The sequence below is a fragment of the Streptomyces sp. NPDC059900 genome (assembly GCF_050270335.1).
GTDB lineage: Bacteria > Actinomycetota > Actinomycetes > Streptomycetales > Streptomycetaceae > Streptomyces.
On sequence record NZ_JBNNJZ010000098.1, the window covers coordinates 1 to 20794 of the forward strand.

Below are 20794 nucleotides of genomic sequence, written 5' to 3' on the forward strand. Positions count from 1 at the left end.
GTACTGCAGGGGGGACCCTGTGGGAGAGTAGGACGCCGCCGAACTATCATTGACGGGAAACCCCCGCACCTTATGGTGCGGGGGTTTTCTGCGTTTAGGGTCGGGTTATGCGATACGACCTGGTCATCTTCGACAATGACGGCGTCCTTGTGGACAGCGAGCCGCTCTCCAACACCATTCTTGCCGCCTATCTGACCGAGCTCGGACACCCGACCACGTACGAAGACTCCCTGCGTGACTACATGGGGGCCGCCGTTCACCGCGTACACGATCTGGTTCTTGAGCGCAGTGGGCAGCGGTTGCCGGCGGATTTCGACGAGGCGTTCCATGCCCGGGTATTTGCCGCCTTCGAGCGGGAGCTCGAGCCCGTGGCAGGAGCCGTCGACGTACTGGAGAAGCTGGTGGCCGCCGGAGTGCCGTACTGCCTGGCCTCGTCCGGGAGTCATGAGCGGATCCGGGTCGGGCATCGCAGGACCGGGCTCGACCGGTGGTTCGACGACGAGCGGATCTTCAGCTCCGAGGACGTGGGGAAGGGGAAGCCGGCGCCGGACCTCTTTCTCTATGCGGCCGAGCGCATGGGAGTGGCGCCCGGGAAGTGTGTGGTGGTCGAGGACAGTCCGCTGGGGGTCCAGGCCGCCCTTGCGGCCGGGATGGACGTCCTCGGGTTCACCGCCATGACGCCCGCGGAGCGGCTCGTCGGCGCCACCGAACTCTTCGGGGACATGGGGGAGTTGGCTGACCTGCTGGTATGACGGGGGCCTACGGATCGGTCTGACATTTGTCACTGCCAGGTCCGGACGATCGTTTCTGTCGGCCGACGGGTGGTCGCGGCGAAGCTGAGTGCGTCGAGAACGAACGGCACGCACTCAGTGACTGTGACGGTCACAGGGACGACGGAGGACCGATCACCATGAGCCAGCTCGTCACCACCACGGCCGCAGAAGCCACGCAGGCCACGCAGGCCTCAGGAGCCGCAGCAGCGGCCCCTGAGGAGGCTTCCGTCCGGCAGTCGCGCTGGGAGTCGCTGAAGCCGCTCGTGCTCGACGCGGCGGTCCCCACAGCCTCGTACTACCTGCTCAGCAAGGGCTTCGGCATGGGCACGATGGCGGCGCTCGCCTGGAGCAGTGTGGTGCCCGCGGGGCGGACGCTGTGGAGCGTGGTCAAGGATCGGCAGGTGAACGGGCTCGCGGCGCTCATTCTGGCCGCCAATGTCGTCGGTCTTCTGCTCAGTCTGGTGGCCGGTGACCCGCGGCTGATGCTCGCCAAGGACAGCGGGATCACCGCGACGATCGGCATCGCCGTGCTGGTGTCCGTGGCCGGTGGGCGGCCGTTGATGACCGCCGGGCTCAAGCCCTGGGTGACGAAGGGGAACCCGGTGCGGACCGCGGTGTGGGAGCGGCTGATCGCCGAGCGGGGGCGGTTCGCGCGACTGGAGCGGATGTTCTCGGTGTTCTGGGGCGTGGCGCTGTTCGGTGAGGCGGCGGTGCGGGCCGTGGGTGCCTACACGTTGCCCATCGACACCATGGTCTGGCTCGGGGGTGTGATCGCCGCGGTGACGATCACGGCGACGGTCATGGTGAGCGGTGCTCTGGTCGTCGACCCGATGGAGAAGAAGGTGACCGAGGAGGTGGCCGCGCTCGGGCGGTGACGGGGGGCCTGCCGTGCGGGGGAGGCGCGGGAAATTGGATGGGTGATCTATCTACCCACCGGTAGTCAGGGGTCCTACGCTCAGCAGCCATGACAGATGAGCTGCGGCGCGGCAGGGCCTCTTTGGCGTTCAGCTTCCTGGTGCAGGGCGTCACCTTTGCGTTGCTGGTCACGCGGATCCCCGCCATTCAGGATCGCTACGGGATATCCGACGGCCTGCTGCCGGTGTTCCTGGCCGCCGTGCCGATCCTCGCGGGGGTCGGCAGCGTGGGCACCGAGTGGCTGGTCAAGAGGGTGCGGCCCAGCCGTGTGCTGCGGTGGGCACAGCCCGTGGTGCTCCTGGCGCTGCTCGGGGTCGGCGCGGGCGACGCCCTGTGGCAAGTGGCCGTCTCCCTGGGTCTGTTCGGGCTTTCAGTGGGGGCGCTCGACGCTTCCATGAACATGCTCGGGGTGAGTCTGCAGCGGACGTACGGGCGCAGCATCATGCTGGGTTTCCATGCGGCGTACAGCCTGGGCGGGATCGCGGGGGCGTCGCTCGCGTGGGCGGGGGCGCACTGGGATCTGTCGCTCTTCGTCTCGTATCTGCCGGTGGTCGTGGTGTTGCTGCCGGCGGCGCTGGTGGGGAGTCGGTGGTACGTCGATGCCGAGGGCGGCGGCGGTGCGGGTGCCGCCGGTGAGGGCAAGGGCGGGCCCGTCGTCTTCAAGCTGCTGCTTCCGCTCTGCCTGGTGATGACCTTCGCGTACATCGGGGATTCGACCGTCTCCAACTGGAGCGCGAAGTATCTGCAGGACGTGCTCGGGAGTTCGGAGGAGGTCTCGACCGTCCCCTACAACGTCTACATGGTCATGACCCTGCTCGGGCGGGGGCTCGGGGATCTCGGCGTGCGGCGGTTCGGGGCCGTGGCGGTGGTGCGGGCCGGGTCGGTGGTGGCCGCTCTCGGGTTCGCGGTCGTGGCGGCGGCGCCGGGGGCGTGGACCGGGATTCTGGGCTTCACGGTGCTCGGGCTCGGGTTGTGTGTGATCGTTCCGCAGACGTTCGCGGCGGCTGGGCGGCTCTTCCCGGGGGCCTCGGACGCCGCTGTCGCGCGGCTCAATGTCTTCAACTACGTGGGGTTCCTGATCGGTTCTCCGCTGGTAGGGGCGCTCGGGGATGCCTGGAACTACCGCGCGGCGATGCTCGTTCCCATGGTGTTGGTGCTCGCGACCTTGTTGTACGCCCGTTCCTTCGCCCCCGGAGCGGACCGATACGGTGACGGGCATGAGCGGCCGCGCACAGCTGATGTGGGACGAGGCAGTAACGGGCTATGACTTCGGTCCTGAGCACCCCATGGACCCGGTCAGGCTCGCGCTGACCAGAAGTCTGGTCGGTGCCTTCGGGCTCGACCGCGAGGTGGACGTCGTCGCGGCCAAGCGGGCCGGTGACTCGACGCTGCGGCTCGTGCACCGCGAGGACTATGTGGACGCGGTCAAGGCCGCATCCGCCGATCCCGCGTCGGCGGACGGCAGCTATGGCCTGGGCACCGCGGACGATCCCGCCTTCGCGGGGATGCACGAGGTGTCGTCGCTGATCGCCGGGCAGTCGGTGGGAGCGGCCGAGGCGGTGTGGCGCGGGGAAGCGCTGCACGCGGTGAACTTCGCGGGCGGGCTGCACCACGCGATGCCGGGGTCCGCCTCGGGGTTCTGTATCTACAACGACGCCGCGCTGGCCATCGCGCGACTGCTCGAACTGGGCGCCGAGCGGGTCGCGTACGTGGACGTGGACGTGCACCACGGGGACGGGGTGCAGGCGGCCTTCTGGGACGATCCGCGGGTTCTGACGATCTCGATGCACGAGCACCCGCGGACGCTGTTTCCGCAGACCGGGTGGCCCGAGGAGACGGGAGCGGCCGGGGCCGCCGAAGGCTCGGCGGTGAATGTGGCGTTGCCGGCCGGGACCGGGGACGCGGGGTGGGTGCGGGCGTTCCACTCCGTCGTGCCGGAGTTGCTGGCGCAGTTCCGGCCGCAGGTGCTCGTCACTCAGCACGGGGCCGACACGCACTTCGAGGATCCGCTGGCCCACCTTGCCGTTTCGCTCGACGCGCAGCGGGCGGTGCAGGTGGCCTGCCATGAGCTGGCGCACTCGTACGCCGAGGGGCGGTGGGTCGCTCTGGGCGGTGGCGGGTATGCCGTGGTGGATGTGGTGCCCCGGTCGTGGACTCATCTGACCGCTGTCGCCGCGGGGAAGGAGATCGATCCCTCGGCGATGATTCCGGAGGCCTGGCGGCAGGAAGTCTTCGCTCGTACCCGGCAGTTGGCTCCCGCGCGGATGAGTGATGGGCGGTGGCCCGTTGCCTGGGCGGACTGGTCCGAGGGGTATGACCCCGCGGACCGGCTCGACCAGGCGGTGCTTGCCGCTCGCCGGGCGGCGTTTCCGCTGCGGGGGCTCCTGCCGTAGGGCAGCGGGAGGGGCCGCATGTGAGAGTACGTCGCGTTAGCCCAACTGTGGGGGTTTTCCGGGGTTTTGGGGGTGCGCGTCCCGGTCATGCGTCAGCATCGAGCCCGTGTTGAGCACCGGAGCGTTGCGTGCGCATCTGTTGGCTGCCCGGTTGGCCGGGCCCGTGGCCACCTTGCGGGAAGAGAGCCTGCGGAGTTATCGGCTCTTCGCGGCCCGGGACCCCCGGATACTCCTGGGGCTCGACCCCGAGTGGAGCTGGGGCCCCGGAGATCTGCTGGGGCTGATGGCGGACAAGTGCGGGGTCTCCGCCGACCCGCAGCACACCTCGGGGGCCGATGTCATCGACCCCGAGCGGACGCTGGCCGCGCTCGACGCCTTCGCCGAGAGGCTCGCGGACGCCGCCCGAAGGCGGATTCCCGTGCTTCTCGGGACAGGTCATCCGCACCGTCTCCTCGGCTTCTACGCCGCGCTGGCGGACGCTTTGTCGGCGGCCGGGTGCACCGTCCTCACCCCCGCGCAGGGCGACAGTGTCGACATAACGACCCGGTTCGGTCTACGCACGTACAACCTTGACTACGTACAAGGAGTCGCGCTGGTGCGGGAACCCGGCGCGCGTCCCGCCGGGAGTGACACCGGCGCACACACCCACTCCCCGCTCCCGGTTCGAGCCGCGCTCGCGGCCGCCGCGGGGGTCGGAGGGCTGCTTCCCGAGCTCGTCATCGGGGACCACGGATGGGTCTGCGGGGCAGGTCAGCTGGGGTTCGAGGCGATCGGTCTGGCGGATACGGATGATCCCGCGCTGTTCGTCGGAGAGGCCGAGGGGCAGGTGTCCGTCGTCGTTCCGCTTGATGACGCTGTGCGGTCTGATTACTACCGACCGCTTACTCGCTATGTACTCAATCGAGCGTGTCTGTCACAGTAGGCGGCCGATCGCTACTCCTCTTCCCCACTCGCATCATCCGCCCCTAGTCTGGGGAGTGAGCGCGCAGAGACGAAGAGTCACCGGAAGGGGAAGCCGGTGCCCGTCATGTGCGGAAGGTTCAGGTGGGGTGTCATGGCTGCAGACCAGAGGCCGCTGAACGAGGTTCAGTTCTTGACCGTGGCGGAAGTCGCCTCGGTGATGCGAGTGTCCAAGATGACCGTGTACCGCTTGGTGCACAGCGGTCATCTGCCCGCCATCCGGGTCGGGAGGTCCTTCCGGGTCCCGGAGCAGGCGGTTCACGAGTACCTCCGCGAGTCCTACGTAGGAGTCGAGGCGGGCTGATCGGAGTCGGTCGATCCCCCTCGATTACGTCCCTCACCACGGGGCGGGTAGGCTAGGGCCGACGTAGGTCGTGTGGGCCCAGTCAGCTGCCCCGCACCGAGTGAAGAGAAGTGAGCGAGGGTAGTCGTGGGCTCTGTTATCAAGAAGCGGCGCAAGCGGATGGCCAAGAAGAAGCACCGCAAGCTGCTGAAGCGCACCCGCGTTCAGCGTCGCAACAAGAAGTAAGCGACAGCTGTACAAGCGCGTACCGAAGCCCTCCCGTCATCCGGCGGGAGGGCTTCGGCGTTTTCGGGGTACTCGCCGGGTTGTTGGCGGGGAAGCGGGTTGTTGGCGGGGAACTCGCCCGGTTGTCTTCGGAATGCCCGCCGGGGCGTCTTCCGGCCGGTTTTCGGGCCGTACCGGACCACCCCGGGGCTTGTTTCGAACGTACGCTCTGGGCAGGATGTGCGTCCCGATCCGGCGTACGTCCTGGTCTGGGCATAGGACCAGGTCCGTGCGCATGTGTTGGGGCTGTCGTCACTTCCTGCATCGGGCGGTCATCACAGCGCAACATCGACCCGCTAGCGTGTGCCAGGAGAGAAATGTTGGGGCGCGGCAGGACTTCAAGGGCTGGGGAAGGCAGGCGCTGATCTTGGGCAAGGTCGTGCTCGTGACCGGGGTGGCCCGACAACTGGGCGGGCGGTTCGTCCGACGCGCGCTGCGGGACCCCGACGTCGACCGGGTGGTCGCCGTCGACGCGGTTCCCCCGGAGCACCATCTGGGCGGCGCCGACTTCGTGCAGGCCGACATCCGGCAGCCCGCGATCGCCAAGGTGCTCGCCGAGTTCTCCGTCGACACGGTCGTGCACATGGACGTCACGGGCACCGCGCTGGCCGGCGGCAATCGCGGCTCGCTGAAGGAAACCAACGTCATCGGCACCATGCAGCTGCTCGGTGCCTGCCAGAAGTCGCCCACGGTCAAGCGGCTCGTGGTGAAGTCGAGCACCAATGTGTACGGCTCCGCGCCGCGCGACCCCGCGGTCTTCACCGAGACGACGCCGCCGAAGTCGCTGCCGAGCGGCGGCTTCGCCAAGGACACCGTCGAGGTCGAGGGCTACGTACGCGGATTCGCGCGCCGCCGCCCGGACGTGGCGGTCTGCGTGCTGCGCTTCGCGAACATCCTGGGCCCCACCGCGGAGTTCCCGCTCGCCGAGTACTTCTCGCTGCCGGTCCTGCCGACCGTTTTCGGCTACGACCCACGGTTGCAGTTCGTGCACGAGGACGACGCGATCGAGGTGCTCCGGCTCGGGGCGCGCGAGCCCGAGCGCGGGACGCTCAACAGCGGCACGTTCAACATCGCGGGCGACGGCCTGCTGCTGCTCTCGCAGTGCGCACGGCGCCTGGGGCGTCCCACGCTCCCGGTGTTCATGCCCGCGGTCACCTGGGTCGGCCAGGCGCTGCGCACCCTGGGCGCGACGGACTTCTCGCCCGAGCAGATCAGGCTGCTCACCCATGGCCGGGTCGTCGCCACCCGGCAGATGCGCGAGACACTGGGCTTCAGCCCCAAGTACACGACCGCGGAGACCTTCGCGGACTTCGTACGCAGTCGGGGTCCGGGACTTCTGCCGCCGCAGGCCGTCGCGGGGGCCATCGACCGGATCGCCACGCTGCCCTTCGCGGGCAACCAGAGCGCCAACTGAGGAGAGCGTCAACGATGGCGGACGCCAAGGTCATTCCGTTCGACGACGACCGGTCGCGCGCGGGTGCGCAGCGCCCGTCGCGGCGCAGGGGCGCGGCCCGGCGCAAGAACGATCCGGCAGCCGTGCGTGAGGTCACGGCCGTGCCGGACAAGCAGGACGGGGAAGCGCAGGTGGAAAGGGCCGAGCCGCAGCCTTCGCGGCAGGAGGCCGCCGGGCCGGTCACAGCGGCCGGTGCCGTGCCGCAGCCGCGGGAGGGCGGCGGTGGCCTGGAGCGGCGTATCGCGGGCGGCCTCGCGTTTCTGCGCCGGCGGCTCACCGGCGACTACGAGGTCGACGACTTCGGTTACGACGAGGAGCTCACCGACCAGGTCCTGATGTCACTGGTGCGGCCGCTGTACGAGAAGTACTTCCGCGTCGAGGTGAAGGGCATCGAGAACATCCCGTCCGAGGGCGGAGCGCTGATCGTCTCCAACCACTCCGGGACGCTGCCGCTCGACGGCCTGATGATGCAGGTCGCCGTGCACGACAACCACCCCGAGGGGCGGCATCTGCGGCTGCTCGCGGCGGACCTCGTCTTCATGCTGCCGGTGGTCAACGAACTGGCGCGCAAGGCGGGGCACACCCTGGCGTGCGCCGAGGACGCCGAGCGGCTCCTTGAGCGGGGTGAGCTGGTCGGGGTGATGCCGGAGGGGTTCAAGGGCATCGGCAAGCCGTTCAGCGACCGCTACAAGCTTCAGCGGTTCGGCCGTGGCGGGTTCGTCTCCACCGCTCTGCGTGCGGGCACGCCGATCATTCCGTGCTCGATCGTGGGGGCGGAGGAGATCTACCCGATGATCGGCAACGCGAAGACGCTGGCGCGGGTGCTCGGCTTCCCCTACTTCCCGATCACGCCTACGTTCCCCTGGCTCGGGCCGCTGGGGGCGTTGCCGCTGCCGACGAAGTGGACCATCCAGTTCGGGGAGCCGATTCCTACGGACGGATATCCGCCGGAGGCGGCCGAGGATCCGATGCTGATGTTCAACCTCACCGATCAGGTGCGGGAGCAGATTCAGCACACGCTGTACAAGCTGCTCGTGCAGCGGCGGTCGGTCTTCTTCTGAGGGGGAGCCGGGTGCGGGTCAGGGCGGGCCCTGCGGGGCTTTCCCCAGTCCCGCCCCTTCCCGAAACCGGGGCTCCGCCCCAGACCCCGCTCCTCAAACGCCGGAGGGGCTGAAAAATTTCAGCCCCTCCGGCGTTCGCGCATCAGCTGGATTACTTCGCGTCCTCCTCGTCGATCCCCAGGCCCGGCAGCAGGCCGGGGAGGATCGGAGGCACCGTGACGTCCGGCTTCTTCGGGGCCGGGGTCTCCTGGTCGGACGAATCGCCGTTCGACGGGCTGCTCGGCGTCGTGTCGGACTTCGGGGGGTCCAGGAGGCCGCCCGTGTTGCCGCCCAGCAAGCCGTCGTCCTCGCCCTTGTCCGGCGCCGAGGGGCGGGGCTCGCTCTTGTCGGCGCTCGCTCCGTCCCGCGGCGAGGAGTCCGGGGCCGAGGGGCTGTCCGGGGCCGAGGCTCCGGTGTCGCCGCCCTGGCTCGGCCGGCCGGTGGTGTCGCCCTTCTCCGGGGCGCGGGGGAAGAGGGAGCGGAGGGGTTCCACTTCCTGGTCCATCGCGTCGAAGACCGAGTTCACCTGCTCGCCCACGTCGCCGAGCTGGACGGGCAGCCTGCTCTGGAGGTCGCGCCAGCTGCTGCGGTGCGACTCGGAGAAGGCGGACAGGGTCTGCATGGGACCGAGCGAGCCGTCGCGTTCGTACGCCTCGTGCAGCAGGCGGTGGCCTTCCGTGGCGTCGTGCCGCATGCCGGAGAGGGCCCGCCTGATCTCGGCAAGGGATTCGTGGTCGAGTTCGCCGGAGCGGCCCCGCTCCATCAGCCGGCGGGCTTCGTTCAGGCGCGTCGAGGCGTGGTCGAGATAGATCCCGCCCCTGTCGCTGTTGCCGTCGGCCATGCCGAGCTTGAGGTCCTCCATGCCGCGCTTGAGGCCGTAGAGCGAATCGCCCGGCAGTGCGTCGGAGCTGGCGGCGGCCACTCCGCTGAACGCCCCGGCGGCCACGCCGACGGTGAGCCCGCCCGCGGCGATGCCTTTAGACAGCCTGGAGCGCGGCTTCAGTTTGCGCAGTCCCGTGGCCCGGTGGGCACCCTTGCGGGACCGCTGTTCGGGCACCGAGGTGCCGATGGTCCCACCGCCCGCGGCCGTGCCCTCCAGGAGCATGGCTTCCATGGCGGCTACGAGCTGGGCCCGCTGGACCACTTTGACCTCGGGATCCAGCTCCGGCTTCGGCAGATCGCCGAGGCCGTTCGTGAGCGTCAACATGCGCTCCTGAGCCGTTTGTTCCGACGGCGCGGGAGCGGGTGTGACGGAACCTTCGGTCTGCTCGGCCGCCGGGCCCTGGTCGGATTGCTCCTCAAGGGCTTGGGCGAAGGCGTTCGCCCGCCGGTGTGCCGATACGTTTGCGATCACTGGCGGCACCTCCTCTCGTCATGACGGTCGACTCCCCAGGGGGTCCTGAGGGTTGCACGACCTGAGCACATCCACACGATCGAGTGAGCGGAGGTAATCAGGGGGCGACCACAGGGAGCCTGCATCCCGCACAACGAGCGTCGCGGCACTTGGGTTACGGACGGAGGATGATCGGACCGCCCTAATTCCGCGACGGCCATCTGGCCGCCACGGAGGGTGAGTTGAACACTCCGTACGGCTACAGAGGGCTATCGGCGGGGTGCGGTGCTAGCGCGCGTCGTCCGGCAGGAGCCGGGCGAGGGTACGGACCGCGCGGTACTGGAGGGTCTTGATCGCGCCCTCGTTCTTGCCCATCACCCGGGCGGTCTCGGCGACCGAGAGGCCCTGGAGGAAGCGCAGGGTCACGCACTCCTGCTGCTGGGGGTTGAGGCGGCGCACGGCGTCGAGCAGTGCGGCGTTGGAGAGGGACTCCAGGACGGAGTCCTCGGGGCTGCGCTCGACCTCGTTCGCGTCGAGCATTTCGCCGGTGGTCACTTCGAGACGGAATCGGCTCGATTTGAAGTGGTCGGCGACCAGGTTGCGGGCGATCGTGACCAGCCAGGCGCCGAAGTCGCGGCCCTGCCAGGTGAACGTGCTGATGCGGCGCAGGGCGCGCAGAAAGGTCTCGCTGGTGAGGTCCTCGGCGGTCGCTTTGCCGCCGACGCGGTAGTAGATGTAGCGGTAGACCGTGTCGCTGTACTGGTCGTAGAGACGGCCGAAGGCGTCGGACTCGCCCGCCTGGGCGCGTTCGACGAGATCCATCATGCGGGCGCTGTCGCTGTCCGCGGCGGGACGGCGGTGGGTGGGGGTTGAGGTGGCGGCAGAGGCGGAACGAGCCCGTCTGCTGACCGCCGCGCCGCTGTCCGCCAGGGCGTAGAGCGGCCCGGCGGGTGTGGGGACGGCAAATGCGGGGACGGCGGGTCCGGCGTACGCGGTGGGGACGAAGCCGCGCAAGCGGTCGGCGACCGTTGCGCGCAGCGTAGCCAGGCCCGAGGCGTCAACCCCGACGTGTGGGTACACGGGACTCCCAGAGGCAGAGCTTCCATCACGTGCAGTGCGGAACCGTTCACCCGTCGTAGCGACGTGTGGGGTCCGTAATGCGTCTGAGGAGAATAACGCTTCGTACAGGCGGCACTACACCCAGTTGCTCAAATCACCGATTACGTCGCTTCTGTTACCGGTCGATGCCCGTTCAAGTAGCGCACAGTGACCGCTTATTGATCGAAGTGGGTCACATTCCGTCTAAGCGAGGTGCGTGTTGTGGTCGAGTGCTACCAACGTGACTGGCGGGAGCCGGGCCGGGGTAGGACCGAGAGAATGTTCAGTGGCGGCGGCGGTGCAGGGCGATGGCCGCGGCCGTGCCGCCCGCCAGGGCGCCGACGCCCGCCGCGGCCGGGATGCCGACCTTCGCGGCCTTGCGGCCGGTGCGGTAGTCCCGCAGACGCCAGTCCCGCTCGCGCGCGTGCTTGCGCAGCTTGGCGTCGGGATTGATCGCGTACGGATGCCCGACGAGCGAGAGCATCGGGATGTCGTTGTGCGAATCGCTGTACGCGGCGCAGCGGGCCAGGTCCAGGCCCTCCGCCGATGCCAGTGCCCGGACCGCCTCGGCCTTCGCGGGGCCGTGCAGGGGCTCGCCGACCAGCTTTCCCGTATAGATGCCGTCCATGGACTCGGCGACCGTGCCGAGCGCGCCGGTCAGGCCGAGGCGGCGGGCGATGATCGTCGCGGTCTCCACCGGGGCGGCCGTGACCAGCCAGACCTTCTGGCCCGCGTCGAGGTGGGCCTGGGCCAGGGCGCGCGTGCCGGGCCAGATGCGCTCGGCCATGTACTCGTCGTAGATCTCCTCGCCGATGGACATCAGCTCGGCGACGCGGTGGCCCTTGACGATGGACAGGGCGCTGTCGCGGGCGTCCTGCATGTGCTCGGGGTCCTCGACGCCCGCGAGCCTGAACCACGCCTGCTGCCAGGCGAATCTGGCCAGCTCCTGGCGCTCGAAGAACTTCCGCTTGTAGAGGCCGCGGCCGAAGTGGAAGATCGCGGCGCCCTGCATCACGGTGTTGTCGAGGTCGAAGAAGGCAGCGGCCTTGTCGTCGCCGACGACCGGGAACTCCGGCTCGGCGGGTTCCTCCGGAGCGGGCTCCTCCGAGAGAGCCGCGGCGGCCGCGGCCTCGTCGAGTGCCTCCAGCTCCTGGGAAGACTTGCGCGCTGCCTCAGCCGAGGCCTCGCCTGCCAACACGCTCCGCGCGGTGGCGGAGCGCCTACGGGGGGTGAGCCATCCGAGAGCGGCCATGTCGTGAGCATAGCTAGTTCGTTCGGTCGTTCCGGAGTCGGCAGGATTCCACGCTGTGAACTCTCCGCGACCACACCGTTAAACGGGCGGGCAAATGGCGGGCCGTGCGGCGCGTCGGCGGGGCGAGAATGGTGTCATGAGCCCGATTTTTCGCCGTACGGAGAAGAAGAAGCCCGCGGACCGGACCGTCACCTTGATCGGCAAGCCCGGCTGTCATCTGTGTGATGACGCACAGCTGGTGATCGAGAAGGTCTGCGGCGAGCTGGAGGTCGCGTGGGAGAAGAAGGACATCACGCAGGACGAAGAGCTCAACCGGGCCTACTGGGAGCAGATCCCGGTGGTTCTGGTCGACGGGGAGCAGCACACCTTCTGGCGTGTGGACGAAGAGCGGCTGCGCCGCGCGCTCGCTCCGTAGTCCGAATCGTCACTGACCGACGAGTACAAACGGCCCGAATGGTCCCTTAGGATCGTGGGCGGTTTGGTCTCGGGGGCGATGATCGTGAGGAGAGTGTGCGGTTTTGCCCCCATCAAATGAGCAACGCCGCCCCCTGTGCGCCGGTTCCAGGAATGCGCGCCCGGGGCGCGTGACCCCGGTCACGTTGGCCGGGCAAATCGGACACTATCTTTGTGCACGCGTTCACAAAGACATAGCCTGCATTCGACGGGGCGGTCTGGGGACGTGTGACCGCCTGCAGCCCCGCTCTACCCGCAGGAGCACCGTGGCAACTGGCCGAACTCACCGACCGGCGACCCGCAGCCGAGGGATTCCCGAGGCCACCGTCGCCAGGCTTCCGCTGTACCTCCGAGCCCTCACCGCACTGTCGGAGCGCTCGGTGCCCACGGTCTCCTCCGAGGAGCTCGCGGCCGCCGCGGGGGTCAACTCCGCGAAGCTGCGCAAGGACTTCTCCTACCTCGGTTCGTACGGGACGCGCGGTGTGGGCTACGACGTCGAGTACCTCGTCTACCAGATCTCCCGCGAGCTCGGCCTGACCCAGGACTGGCCCGTGGTGATCGTCGGTATCGGTAACCTCGGTGCGGCGCTTGCCAATTACGGCGGGTTCGCCTCGCGCGGCTTCCGGGTCGCCGCCCTGATCGACGCCGACCCCGCGATGGCGGGCACGCCCGTCGCGGGCATGCCGGTGCAGCACACGGACGACCTCGAAAAGATCATCAGCGACAACGGCGTCTCCATCGGCGTCATCTCCACCCCGGCGGGCGCCGCCCAGCAGGTCTGCGAGCGGCTCGTCGCCGCCGGCGTGACCTCGATCCTGAACTTCGCGCCCACCGTCCTCTCCGTGCCCGAAGGCGTCGACGTACGCAAGGTGGACCTCTCCATCGAGCTGCAGATCCTCGCCTTCCACGAGCAGCGCAAGGCCGGCGAGGAAGCCCCGGACGACGGTGTCGTGCCGCCCGCCGCCGCCAAGCAGCAGCGGAAAGGACCCGACGGGGACGTCCCCGCCGTGATGCCGGCATGAGTCTTCTCGTCGTAGGGCTGAGCCACCGCAGCGCCCCGGTGAGCGTGCTCGAACGCGCCGCCCTGGCCGCCGACGCGCAGGCCAAGCTGCTCCAGGACACGCTCGCCGCCGAGCCCGCCGCCGAAGCGGCCGTGCTCGCCACCTGCAACCGCATCGAGCTGTACGCCGACGTGGACAAGTTCCACGCGGGCGTCGCCGAGCTGTCCACGCTGCTCGCCCAGCACAGCGGCGTCGGCCTGGAGGAGCTCACCCCTTATCTCTACGTCCACTACGAGGACCGCGCCGTCCACCACCTGTTCTCGGTGGCCTGCGGCCTGGACTCGATGGTCGTCGGCGAGGGCCAGATCCTCGGCCAGATCAAGGACACCCTCGCGCGCGCCCAGGAGCTGCACACCGCGGGGCGGCTGCTCAACGACCTCTTCCAGCAGGCCCTGCGGGTCGGCAAGCGCGCGCACTCGGAGACCGGCATCGACCGGGCCGGGCAGTCGCTCGTGACCTTCGGCCTCGAACAGCTCGCCGGGCGCGAGCCGGTCGAGACCTGGGTCAAGGGCAAGCGCGCCCTGGTCATCGGCGCCGGATCCATGTCCTCGCTCGCCGCGGCCACCCTCGCGCGCGCCGGGATCGAAGAGGTCGTCGTCGCCAACCGCACCCTGGAGCGGGCGCACCGCCTGGCCGAGATCCTGACCGCGGGCGCCACGGGCACCGTCGCGCGCGCCGTGCCGATGGACCAGGTGGCGGCCGAACTGACACGTGCAGATGTCGCCGTCTCCTGCACCGGCGCCACGGGCCTCGTGCTGACCGGCGAAGCCGTTGCGGCCTCGGTCGCCGACCGTGCGGGCACGCCCGTCGCGGTGGGCGCACCCGCGCCGCGCGTACCGGCGACCGGCTCCGCGACGCCCGCGGCATCCTCCGGTCCGTACGACACCGCCCCCGACACCGACGAGGCGTGCCCGCTCGGGCTCTCCGGCGACGGTGCGGCCGTGCCCCGCGGCGTCGGCTTCTCCGTCATGGGCGAGGACGCAGTGGCCGGGATGGACGCCGCCACTCTGGAGCAGCACGCGGCCTGGGTGGACAACGCGCCCGCCGCGCGCCGCGACGATCCGCAGAACGAGGCCGACACGATCACCGCGCTCGCCGCGGCCGTGGCCGCCACCGGCCGGGTGCCCGAGCTGCGCCGCCGCCCCTCGCTCGTCGAGACGGGCAACGTCCTGCTCGCGCTGCTCGACCTGGCGATGCCCCGTGACATCGACGCCGCCGTGCACCGCATCGAAGGCGTACGCCTCGTCGACATCGAGTCGCTCGCCGACGCGTCCGCCGACGCCCCGATGGCCGACGACGTGGAGCAGGTCCGCGCGATCGTCTCCGACGAGGTCGCCGCCTTCGGCGCCGCGCAGCGGGCCGCGCACATCACGCCGACCGTGGTCGCCCTGCGCACCATGGCCGCCGACGTCGTCGCCGGCGAGATCGCCCGGCTCGACGGACGGCTCCCCGGACTGGACGAGAAGGAGCGCGCGGAGATCACCCAGACCGTCCGCCGCGTCGTCGACAAGCTGCTCCACGCACCCACCGTGCGGGTCAAGCAGCTGGCCGGCGAGCCCGGCGGCGCCGGGTACGCGGACGCGCTGCGCACCCTCTTCGATCTCGACCCGCAGACGGTCGCCGCCGTCAGCAGGGCCGACAAGATCAACGAATCCACCGATCAGAACGCACCGCAATCAGATCCGAATCGAGGCCGGGCATGACCGAGAGGGCACTCAGGCTCGGGACACGGCGCAGCAAGCTGGCCATGGCCCAGTCCGGGCAAGTGGCCGAGACCGTACGCCGGTTGACCGGCCGCCCCGTAGAGCTCGTGGAGATCACGACGTACGGCGATACGTCCCGTGAGCACCTGGCGCAGATCGGCGGCACCGGCGTCTTCGTGACCGCGCTGCGCGACGCGCTGCTCGGCGGCGAGGTCGACTTCGCCGTGCACTCGCTGAAGGACCTGCCGACCGCACAGCCGGACGACCTGGCCCTGGCCGCGGTGCCGCTGCGCGAGGACCCCCGTGACGTGCTCATCGCACGCGACGGGATGACCTTCCCGGAGCTGCCGGGCGGCGCGCGCATCGGCACGGGCTCGCCCCGCCGCATGGCGCAGCTCAACGCCTACGCCCGCAACCACGGGATCGCCATAGAGACCGTGCCGATCCGCGGGAACATCGACACCCGCATCGGATTCGTGCGCAAGGGTGAGCTCGACGCCGTCGTCCTGGCCGCCGCGGGCCTCAACCGCGTCGGCAGGATCGACGAGGTGACCGACTTCCTGTCGGTCGACACAGTTCTGCCCGCCCCCGGCCAGGGGGCACTGGCGATCGAATGCGCCGCGTCCGACGCGTCGCTGACCGCCGCGCTCGCCGAGCTCGACGACCCGTACACCCGGGCCGCCGTGACCGCCGAGCGATCCCTGCTCGCCGCCCTGGAGGCCGGCTGCAGCGCACCTGTGGGAGCGCTGGCCGACCTGTTGGCCGACGGGCAGATTGTCAAGGAAATGCGCCTGCGCGGCGTCGTCGGGGCAACCGACGGCTCGGCGCTGGTGCAGCTGTCCACCACCGGTCCCGTGCCCGAGACGCATGACCAAGCCTTGGCGCTCGGCCGTGAACTCGCTGCCGAGATGCTTGCCAAGGGCGCGGCCGGTCTGATGGGGGAGCGAGCACTTTGAGCCCCACCTCGAACCTTCCCGGCCTTCCCGCACACGGGCACGTCACCTTCCTTGGTGCCGGACCCGGAGATCCGGGACTACTCACGCTGCGCGCCGTGGAGGCGCTGGCCCGAGCGGACGTACTGATCGCCGAGCCGGATGTGCTCGACGTCGTTCGCGCGCATGCCAGGGGAGGTGTGGACACACCTCGGCCAGGGGCAGTTGACGACGCGTCAGCGATCGCCGAAGCGTCTTCTGTGCGAGCCGCGACCAATCTTGTCATGGAGGCGGCCAGGGGCGGCAGGCGGGTCGTGCGTGCCGTCAGCGGCGACGTCGGCCTCGACACGTACGCGGCCGAGGAGATGCTCGCCTGCGCCGCCGAAGGCATCGCCTTCGAGGTCGTGCCCGGCATCGCGGCGGCGGTCGGTGTACCCGCCTACGCGGGTGTTCCGCTGCGCGACGCACAGGGCACGGACGTGCGTTTCGTCGACGCGCGCACCGCTTCCGACCGCTGCTGGAGCGAGGTGGGGGCGTCCGACGGGACCCTGGTCGTGTCGACCTCCCTGGACTCCGTGGCATCGGCCGCCGGTGAACTGGTGTCGTCCGGACGCAAGCCGGACACCCCGATGACGGTCACCGCCGCCGGTACGACGACGCGTCAGCGCACCTGGCAGGCGACCCTCGGCACGATCGCGCAGGTACTCAAGCAGGCGAAGGTGCTGCCCTCGCCCGACGGAGGCCAGCCCGTCATAGCCGTGGTCGGTGAGCGGTCCGCCGCCGCCCAGCGCGACCAGCTGTCGTGGTTCGAGTCGAAGCCGCTCTTCGGATGGCGGGTACTCGTCCCCCGTACGAAGGAGCAGGCGGCCTCGCTCTCCGACCAGCTGAGCTCCTACGGCGCGGTGCCGCACGAGGTGCCCACCATCGCCGTGGAGCCGCCCCGCACGCCGCAGCAGATGGAGCGCGCGGTCAAGGGGCTCGTCACGGGCCGCTACGAGTGGATCGCCTTCACCTCGGTGAACGCCGTCAAGGCCGTACGCGAGAAGTTCGAGGAGTACGGGCTCGACGCGCGCGCCTTCGCCGGGATCAAGGTCGCGGCCGTGGGCGAGCAGACCGCTGCCGCGCTCATCGCCTTCGGCGTGAAGCCCGACCTGGTGCCCAGCGGCGAGCAGTCCGCCGCCGGTCTCCTGGAGGACTGGCCGCCGTACGACCCCGTCTTCGACCCGATCGACCGCGTCTTCCTGCCGCGCGCCGACATTGCCACGGAGACGCTTGTCGCCGGGCTCATCGACCTCGGGTGGGAGGTCGACGACGTGACCGCCTACCGGACGGTGCGCGCGTCGCCGCCCCCGGCGGACACGCGTGAGGCGATCAAGGGCGGCGGGTTCGACGCCGTGCTCTTCACGTCCTCGTCGACCGTGCGGAACCTGGTCGGCATCGCGGGCAAGCCGCACAACGTCACCGTCATCGCGTGTATCGGTCCCGCCACCGCCAAGACGGCGGAGGAGCACGGGCTCCGGGTGGACGTGATGGCTCCGGAGCCGTCCGTGCACAAGCTCGCCGAGGCGTTGGCCGAGTTCGGTACCCGGCGCCGGCTCTCCGCCCTGGAGGCGGGGGACCCCGTCACCCGGCCCAGCGAGCGGCGGCCGGGTTCCCGTAGGCGGCGTGCGGCACCGTAGCCTTCGGCCGCGGACGGACTCCGGCGTACCGTAAATCACCGGCTTCGCCGAGTTCGTCCTCAAACGCCGGACGGGCTGAATCATTTCCCTGGCCCCGGCTGAGTTCCTTCAGCCGGGGCCGGAGTCTTTTCGTGAGGTGAGAGAGACAGTGACCAAGTACGGATCGTTTCCCGGAGCGCGGCCCCGGCGCCTTCGGACCACGCCCGCCATGCGGCGCATGGTCGCCCAGACGCGGCTGCATCCGGCCGACCTGATCCTGCCCGCGTTCGTGCGCGAGGGAATCAGCGCGCCCGTGGAGATCGGCGCCATGCCCGGCGTCGTCCAGCACACCCGCGACAGCCTGAAGAAGGCCGCCGTCGAGGCGATGGAGGCCGGGGTCTCCGGGATCATGCTCTTCGGAGTGCCGGAGGAGGAGAAGAAGGACGCCGCCGGGACCGTCGGCACCGATCCGGACGGGATTCTCCAGGTCGCGCTGCGCGACGTGCGCGCGGAGGTCGGCGACGACCTCATCGTCATGTCCGACCTGTGCCTCGACGAGTTCACCGACCACGGCCACTGCGGTGTCCTGGACTCCGAGGGGCGCGTCGACAACGACGCCACCCTTGAGCGGTACGCCGAGATGGCGCAGGTCCAGGCCGACGCGGGCGCCCACGTGGTGGGCCCGAGCGGCATGATGGACGGTCAGATCGGTGTCATCCGGGACGCGTTGGACCAGGTGGGACACGAGGACGTCTCCATCCTCGCCTACACCGTGAAGTACTCCTCCGCCTTCTTCGGCCCCTTCCGCGAGGCCGTCGGCTCGTCCCTGAAGGGCGACCGCAAGACCTACCAGCAGGACCCGGCCAACAGCCGTGAGTCCCTGCGCGAGCTTGCGCTCGACCTCGAAGAGGGCGCCGACATGGTCATGGTGAAGCCCGCGGGGCCCTACCTGGACATCCTGTCGAAGGTCGCCGACGCCGTGGACGTGCCGGTCGCCGCGTACCAGATCTCCGGCGAGTACTCGATGATCGAGGCCGCCGCCGAGCGCGGCTGGATCGACCGGGACCAGGCGATCATGGAATCGCTCACCGGCATCAAGCGCGCGGGCGCCAACATGATCCTCACGTACTGGGCTACCGAGGTGGCGCGCAAGCTCTGAGCCGCCCGGCGGGGCGGTGGGCTTGACCTCAAGTTTGCTTGGGGTTTCAGGATGGTGTGCATCGACGTTCCGACGTTCCGATGTCCCGAGGAGCACACCATGCGCGCTGTCGTCCTGCACGAGTTCGGTCCCGCAGAGAACCTGACGTACGAGACCCTGCCCGACCCCGTCGCGGGGCCGGGCCAGGTGCGTATCGCCGTGCGCGCGGCGGGAGTTCACCACGTCGAGACCGTCATGCGGCGGGGCGACGCCAGTGACATGGCGCCGCCGCTGCCCGAGCTCCCCTCCGTCTTCGGCGGGGAGGTCGCCGGGATCGTCGACGCGGTCGGCCCCGGTGTGGACGACGTGTGGCTGGGGCGGGCCGTGGTGACCCCGCGCAGCGAACCCGGCGGGTACGCCGAGCTCGCCGTGGCCGATCTCGCGCAGCTGCACGAGGTGCCGGACGGGCTCGGGTTCGAGGCCGCGGTGACCATGGTGATGACCGGGGCCACGACCATGGGGCTCCTTGATGCCGCCCGGCTGACCGCCGACGACGTGGTGCTCGTGACGTCCGCCGCCGGGGGCGTCGGACGGCTCGTCGTGCAGTACGCCCGTGCGCTCGGGGCGGTCGTGATCGGCGCCGCCGGCGGGGCGGACAAGGTCGGGGTCGTCCGGGAACTCGGCGCCGATCTCGCCGTTGACTACAACGAACCCGGCTGGGCGGACCTCGTGCGGGAGCGGCTCGACGGGCGTGAAGTGAGCGTCGTGCTCGACGGGGTGGGCGGCGCGAAGTCGGCCGCCGCGTTCGGACTGCTCGGTCAGGGCGGGCGCTACGTCGTCATCGGCTGGTCCTCGCAGGAAGGGTTCGAGCCGGACGCGGGGGCGGTGGAGGAGCGGGGGATCACCGTGACCAACGCGCTGCTCCAGCTGATCGAGCGGCCCGAGGACGGGCCCGGCCTTCAGCGGCGGGCCCTGGAGGCCGCCGCGAAGCGGGAGTTGGTGCCCGCGGTACAGACGTTCCCGCTGGCGGACGCGGCTCGCGCCCACGCGGCCATGGAGCGTCGGGAGACCACGGGGAAGGTCGTCCTGGTGCCCTAGAACTGCTCATGTCCCGGCCCTGGTGCCTCAGTTCTGCTTGAGCAGGGTCACCAGGCGGGAGAAGCCGTCCGCGCCGTAGCCCTCCTCGACCGCGCGGTCGAGGACGCCCTGGAAGGGCTCGAACAGGTCGGTCCGCAGCCCCTGTTCGGCGTACGCCTGAAGGAAGTTGGGGTACGCCTCGCGGTTCATGGCGAGGTTGGACACGTCGGTGAGGTGCTGGTCGGTGTCGACCGCCTCGGCCGTCTCCGGCACGATCGCGTCCGTCATCGCCGCGACCCAGTCCCTGAGCAGCGGCGCGAACTCGCGGGCCGGGATGCCTTCGCTGCCGATCAGCGCGTAGGCCTGCGCGACGCCCATCGCCATCCCGTACATGCCGGTGAGCAGGGAGAGGTCGTAGAGGGCGGCGAGGCCGGGGTCCTTGCCGGTCCACTTGGTGTCGGCGAGCGCTTCGAGGGTGGGGCGGTGCGTCTCGAAGGCGGCCTCGTCGGTGCCGCTGTAGAGGATGTACGCGCCGGGCGTCGCGATCATCTGCGGTACGGCCATGATGCCGCCGTCGATGTACGTGATGCCGTGGGCCGCCGCCCAGTCGGCCAACTCCCTTGCCTGGGCGGGTGTTCCGTTCGTGAGGTTCACGACCGTTCGGCCCGCGAGGGCCTGCGCCTGCGGGGTGAGGAGGGCGCGGACGGCTTCGTTGGTGGTGAGGCAGACGATGGTGAGGGGGCTCGCGGTGACGGCTTCCCCGGCCGTGGCCGCGGGGATCGCCCCCTGGGCGGCCAGGGGGCCCGTCTTGGACGCGGTGCGGTTCCAGACCGTGGTCGGGTGGCCCGCCTTGATCAGGGCGGAGGCCAGGGCGGTGCCCATGAGACCGAGGCCGAGGACGGTCACGGGGGAGTGGGCGGGGTGAGC

Annotated in this window: 20 protein-coding genes; 16 read left to right on the forward strand and 4 right to left on the reverse strand. The window is 70.1% G+C overall.

Annotated features, from left to right (window positions below):
- The first annotated feature begins 107 nt into the window (after window positions 1-107).
- From ACQKIP_RS16425 to ACQKIP_RS16465, 9 genes are all read left to right on the forward strand, one after another.
- Window positions 108-752, forward strand: a complete 645-nt coding sequence (locus ACQKIP_RS16425) for an HAD family hydrolase (RefSeq protein WP_365862845.1) — start codon at window positions 108-110, stop codon at window positions 750-752.
- A gap of 158 nt (window positions 753-910) precedes the next feature.
- On the forward strand, window positions 911-1648 hold the full coding sequence (locus ACQKIP_RS16430) for a VC0807 family protein (RefSeq protein WP_365862847.1): 738 nt from the start codon (window positions 911-913) through the stop codon (window positions 1646-1648).
- 89 nt (window positions 1649-1737) lie between these two features.
- Window positions 1738-2955, forward strand: coding sequence for an MFS transporter (locus ACQKIP_RS16435; protein WP_365862849.1), 1218 nt, complete (start codon window positions 1738-1740; stop codon window positions 2953-2955).
- Window positions 2906-4081 (forward strand): acetoin utilization protein AcuC, encoded by a 1176-nt coding sequence (locus ACQKIP_RS16440; protein WP_365862851.1) that lies wholly within the window; start codon window positions 2906-2908, stop codon window positions 4079-4081. The genes ACQKIP_RS16435 and ACQKIP_RS16440 overlap by 50 nt, the downstream gene beginning before the upstream one ends.
- 106 nt (window positions 4082-4187) lie before the next feature.
- Window positions 4188-5003: a phosphatase gene (locus ACQKIP_RS16445; RefSeq protein WP_365862853.1), complete on the forward strand. Its 816-nt coding sequence runs from the start codon at window positions 4188-4190 to the stop codon at window positions 5001-5003.
- Between the two features lie 132 nt (window positions 5004-5135).
- Window positions 5136-5345: a helix-turn-helix domain-containing protein gene (locus ACQKIP_RS16450; RefSeq protein ID WP_157869005.1), complete on the forward strand. Its 210-nt coding sequence runs from the start codon at window positions 5136-5138 to the stop codon at window positions 5343-5345.
- Window positions 5346-5471: 126 nt separating this feature from the next.
- A complete protein-coding gene (locus ACQKIP_RS16455) occupies window positions 5472-5570 on the forward strand; it encodes a 30S ribosomal protein bS22 (protein WP_003948845.1) in 99 nt (32 codons plus the stop codon).
- Between the two features lie 406 nt (window positions 5571-5976).
- Window positions 5977-7023, forward strand: coding sequence for an NAD-dependent epimerase/dehydratase family protein (locus ACQKIP_RS16460; protein WP_365862854.1), 1047 nt, complete (start codon window positions 5977-5979; stop codon window positions 7021-7023).
- Window positions 7024-7037: 14 nt separating this feature from the next.
- Entirely contained in the window at window positions 7038-8123 is a 1086-nt protein-coding gene (locus ACQKIP_RS16465) for a lysophospholipid acyltransferase family protein (RefSeq protein ID WP_365862856.1), read from the forward strand.
- 151 nt (window positions 8124-8274) lie between these two features.
- Here ACQKIP_RS16465 and ACQKIP_RS16470 read toward each other — a convergent pair whose 3' ends face one another.
- The 3 genes from ACQKIP_RS16470 to ACQKIP_RS16480 form a co-directional block, all read right to left on the reverse strand.
- On the reverse strand, window positions 8275-9516 hold the full coding sequence (locus ACQKIP_RS16470; protein ID WP_365862858.1) for a DUF5667 domain-containing protein: 1242 nt from the start codon (window positions 9514-9516) through the stop codon (window positions 8275-8277).
- A 267-nt stretch (window positions 9517-9783) separates the two neighbouring features.
- A complete protein-coding gene (locus tag ACQKIP_RS16475) occupies window positions 9784-10575 on the reverse strand; it encodes an ECF subfamily RNA polymerase sigma factor, BldN family (protein ID WP_361199413.1) in 792 nt (263 codons plus the stop codon).
- A gap of 301 nt (window positions 10576-10876) precedes the next feature.
- A complete protein-coding gene (locus ACQKIP_RS16480; RefSeq protein ID WP_365862860.1) occupies window positions 10877-11845 on the reverse strand; it encodes an HAD family hydrolase in 969 nt (322 codons plus the stop codon).
- Window positions 11846-11981: 136 nt separating this feature from the next.
- Between ACQKIP_RS16480 and ACQKIP_RS16485 the strand changes: the two genes are divergently transcribed.
- The 7 genes from ACQKIP_RS16485 to ACQKIP_RS16515 all read left to right on the forward strand — a co-directional run bounded on the left by ACQKIP_RS16485 (window position 11982) and on the right by ACQKIP_RS16515 (window position 19888).
- Window positions 11982-12260: a glutaredoxin family protein gene (locus ACQKIP_RS16485; RefSeq protein WP_365862862.1), complete on the forward strand. Its 279-nt coding sequence runs from the start codon at window positions 11982-11984 to the stop codon at window positions 12258-12260.
- Window positions 12261-12564: 304 nt separating this feature from the next.
- The gene (locus ACQKIP_RS16490) at window positions 12565-13320 is read left to right on the forward strand and encodes a redox-sensing transcriptional repressor Rex (RefSeq protein ID WP_365862864.1); all 756 of its coding nucleotides are present in this window, start codon (window positions 12565-12567) and stop codon (window positions 13318-13320) included.
- A complete protein-coding gene (locus ACQKIP_RS16495) occupies window positions 13317-15062 on the forward strand; it encodes a glutamyl-tRNA reductase (RefSeq protein WP_365862866.1) in 1746 nt (581 codons plus the stop codon). Before ACQKIP_RS16490 ends, ACQKIP_RS16495 begins: the two co-directional genes overlap by 4 nt.
- Window positions 15059-16018, forward strand: a complete 960-nt coding sequence (gene hemC, locus ACQKIP_RS16500; protein ID WP_365862867.1) for a hydroxymethylbilane synthase — start codon at window positions 15059-15061, stop codon at window positions 16016-16018. Before ACQKIP_RS16495 ends, hemC begins: the two co-directional genes overlap by 4 nt.
- Window positions 16015-17673, forward strand: coding sequence for a bifunctional uroporphyrinogen-III C-methyltransferase/uroporphyrinogen-III synthase (locus ACQKIP_RS16505; RefSeq protein ID WP_365862869.1), 1659 nt, complete (start codon window positions 16015-16017; stop codon window positions 17671-17673). The genes hemC and ACQKIP_RS16505 overlap by 4 nt, the downstream gene beginning before the upstream one ends.
- 148 nt (window positions 17674-17821) lie before the next feature.
- Window positions 17822-18811 carry a porphobilinogen synthase gene (hemB, locus tag ACQKIP_RS16510; protein WP_365862871.1) on the forward strand — a complete coding sequence of 330 codons (990 nt, stop codon included), beginning with the start codon at window positions 17822-17824 and terminating at the stop codon, window positions 18809-18811.
- A gap of 99 nt (window positions 18812-18910) precedes the next feature.
- The gene (locus ACQKIP_RS16515; protein ID WP_365862873.1) at window positions 18911-19888 is read left to right on the forward strand and encodes a zinc-binding dehydrogenase; all 978 of its coding nucleotides are present in this window, start codon (window positions 18911-18913) and stop codon (window positions 19886-19888) included.
- Between the two features lie 27 nt (window positions 19889-19915).
- Here the strand turns inward: ACQKIP_RS16515 and ACQKIP_RS16520 are convergent.
- Window positions 19916-20794, reverse strand: an 879-nt coding sequence (locus ACQKIP_RS16520; protein WP_427743275.1) for an NAD(P)-dependent oxidoreductase, incomplete at its 5' end; no start/stop codon positions are given.

Coding starts and splice junctions, on each gene's coding strand:
- ACQKIP_RS16425 (WP_365862845.1), top strand. CDS start 108: ATGCGATACGACCTGGTCATCTTCGACAATGACGGCGTCCTTGTGGAC.
- ACQKIP_RS16465 (WP_365862856.1), top strand. CDS start 7,038: ATGGCGGACGCCAAGGTCATTCCGTTCGACGACGACCGGTCGCGCGCG.
- ACQKIP_RS16440 (WP_365862851.1), top strand. CDS start 2,906: ATGAGCGGCCGCGCACAGCTGATGTGGGACGAGGCAGTAACGGGCTAT.
- ACQKIP_RS16450 (WP_157869005.1), top strand. CDS start 5,136: ATGGCTGCAGACCAGAGGCCGCTGAACGAGGTTCAGTTCTTGACCGTG.
- ACQKIP_RS16430 (WP_365862847.1), top strand. CDS start 911: ATGAGCCAGCTCGTCACCACCACGGCCGCAGAAGCCACGCAGGCCACG.
- hemC (WP_365862867.1), top strand. CDS start 15,059: ATGACCGAGAGGGCACTCAGGCTCGGGACACGGCGCAGCAAGCTGGCC.
- ACQKIP_RS16485 (WP_365862862.1), top strand. CDS start 11,982: ATGAGCCCGATTTTTCGCCGTACGGAGAAGAAGAAGCCCGCGGACCGG.
- ACQKIP_RS16515 (WP_365862873.1), top strand. CDS start 18,911: ATGCGCGCTGTCGTCCTGCACGAGTTCGGTCCCGCAGAGAACCTGACG.
- ACQKIP_RS16495 (WP_365862866.1), top strand. CDS start 13,317: ATGAGTCTTCTCGTCGTAGGGCTGAGCCACCGCAGCGCCCCGGTGAGC.
- ACQKIP_RS16480 (WP_365862860.1), bottom strand. CDS start 11,845: ATGGCCGCTCTCGGATGGCTCACCCCCCGTAGGCGCTCCGCCACCGCG.
- ACQKIP_RS16435 (WP_365862849.1), top strand. CDS start 1,738: ATGACAGATGAGCTGCGGCGCGGCAGGGCCTCTTTGGCGTTCAGCTTC.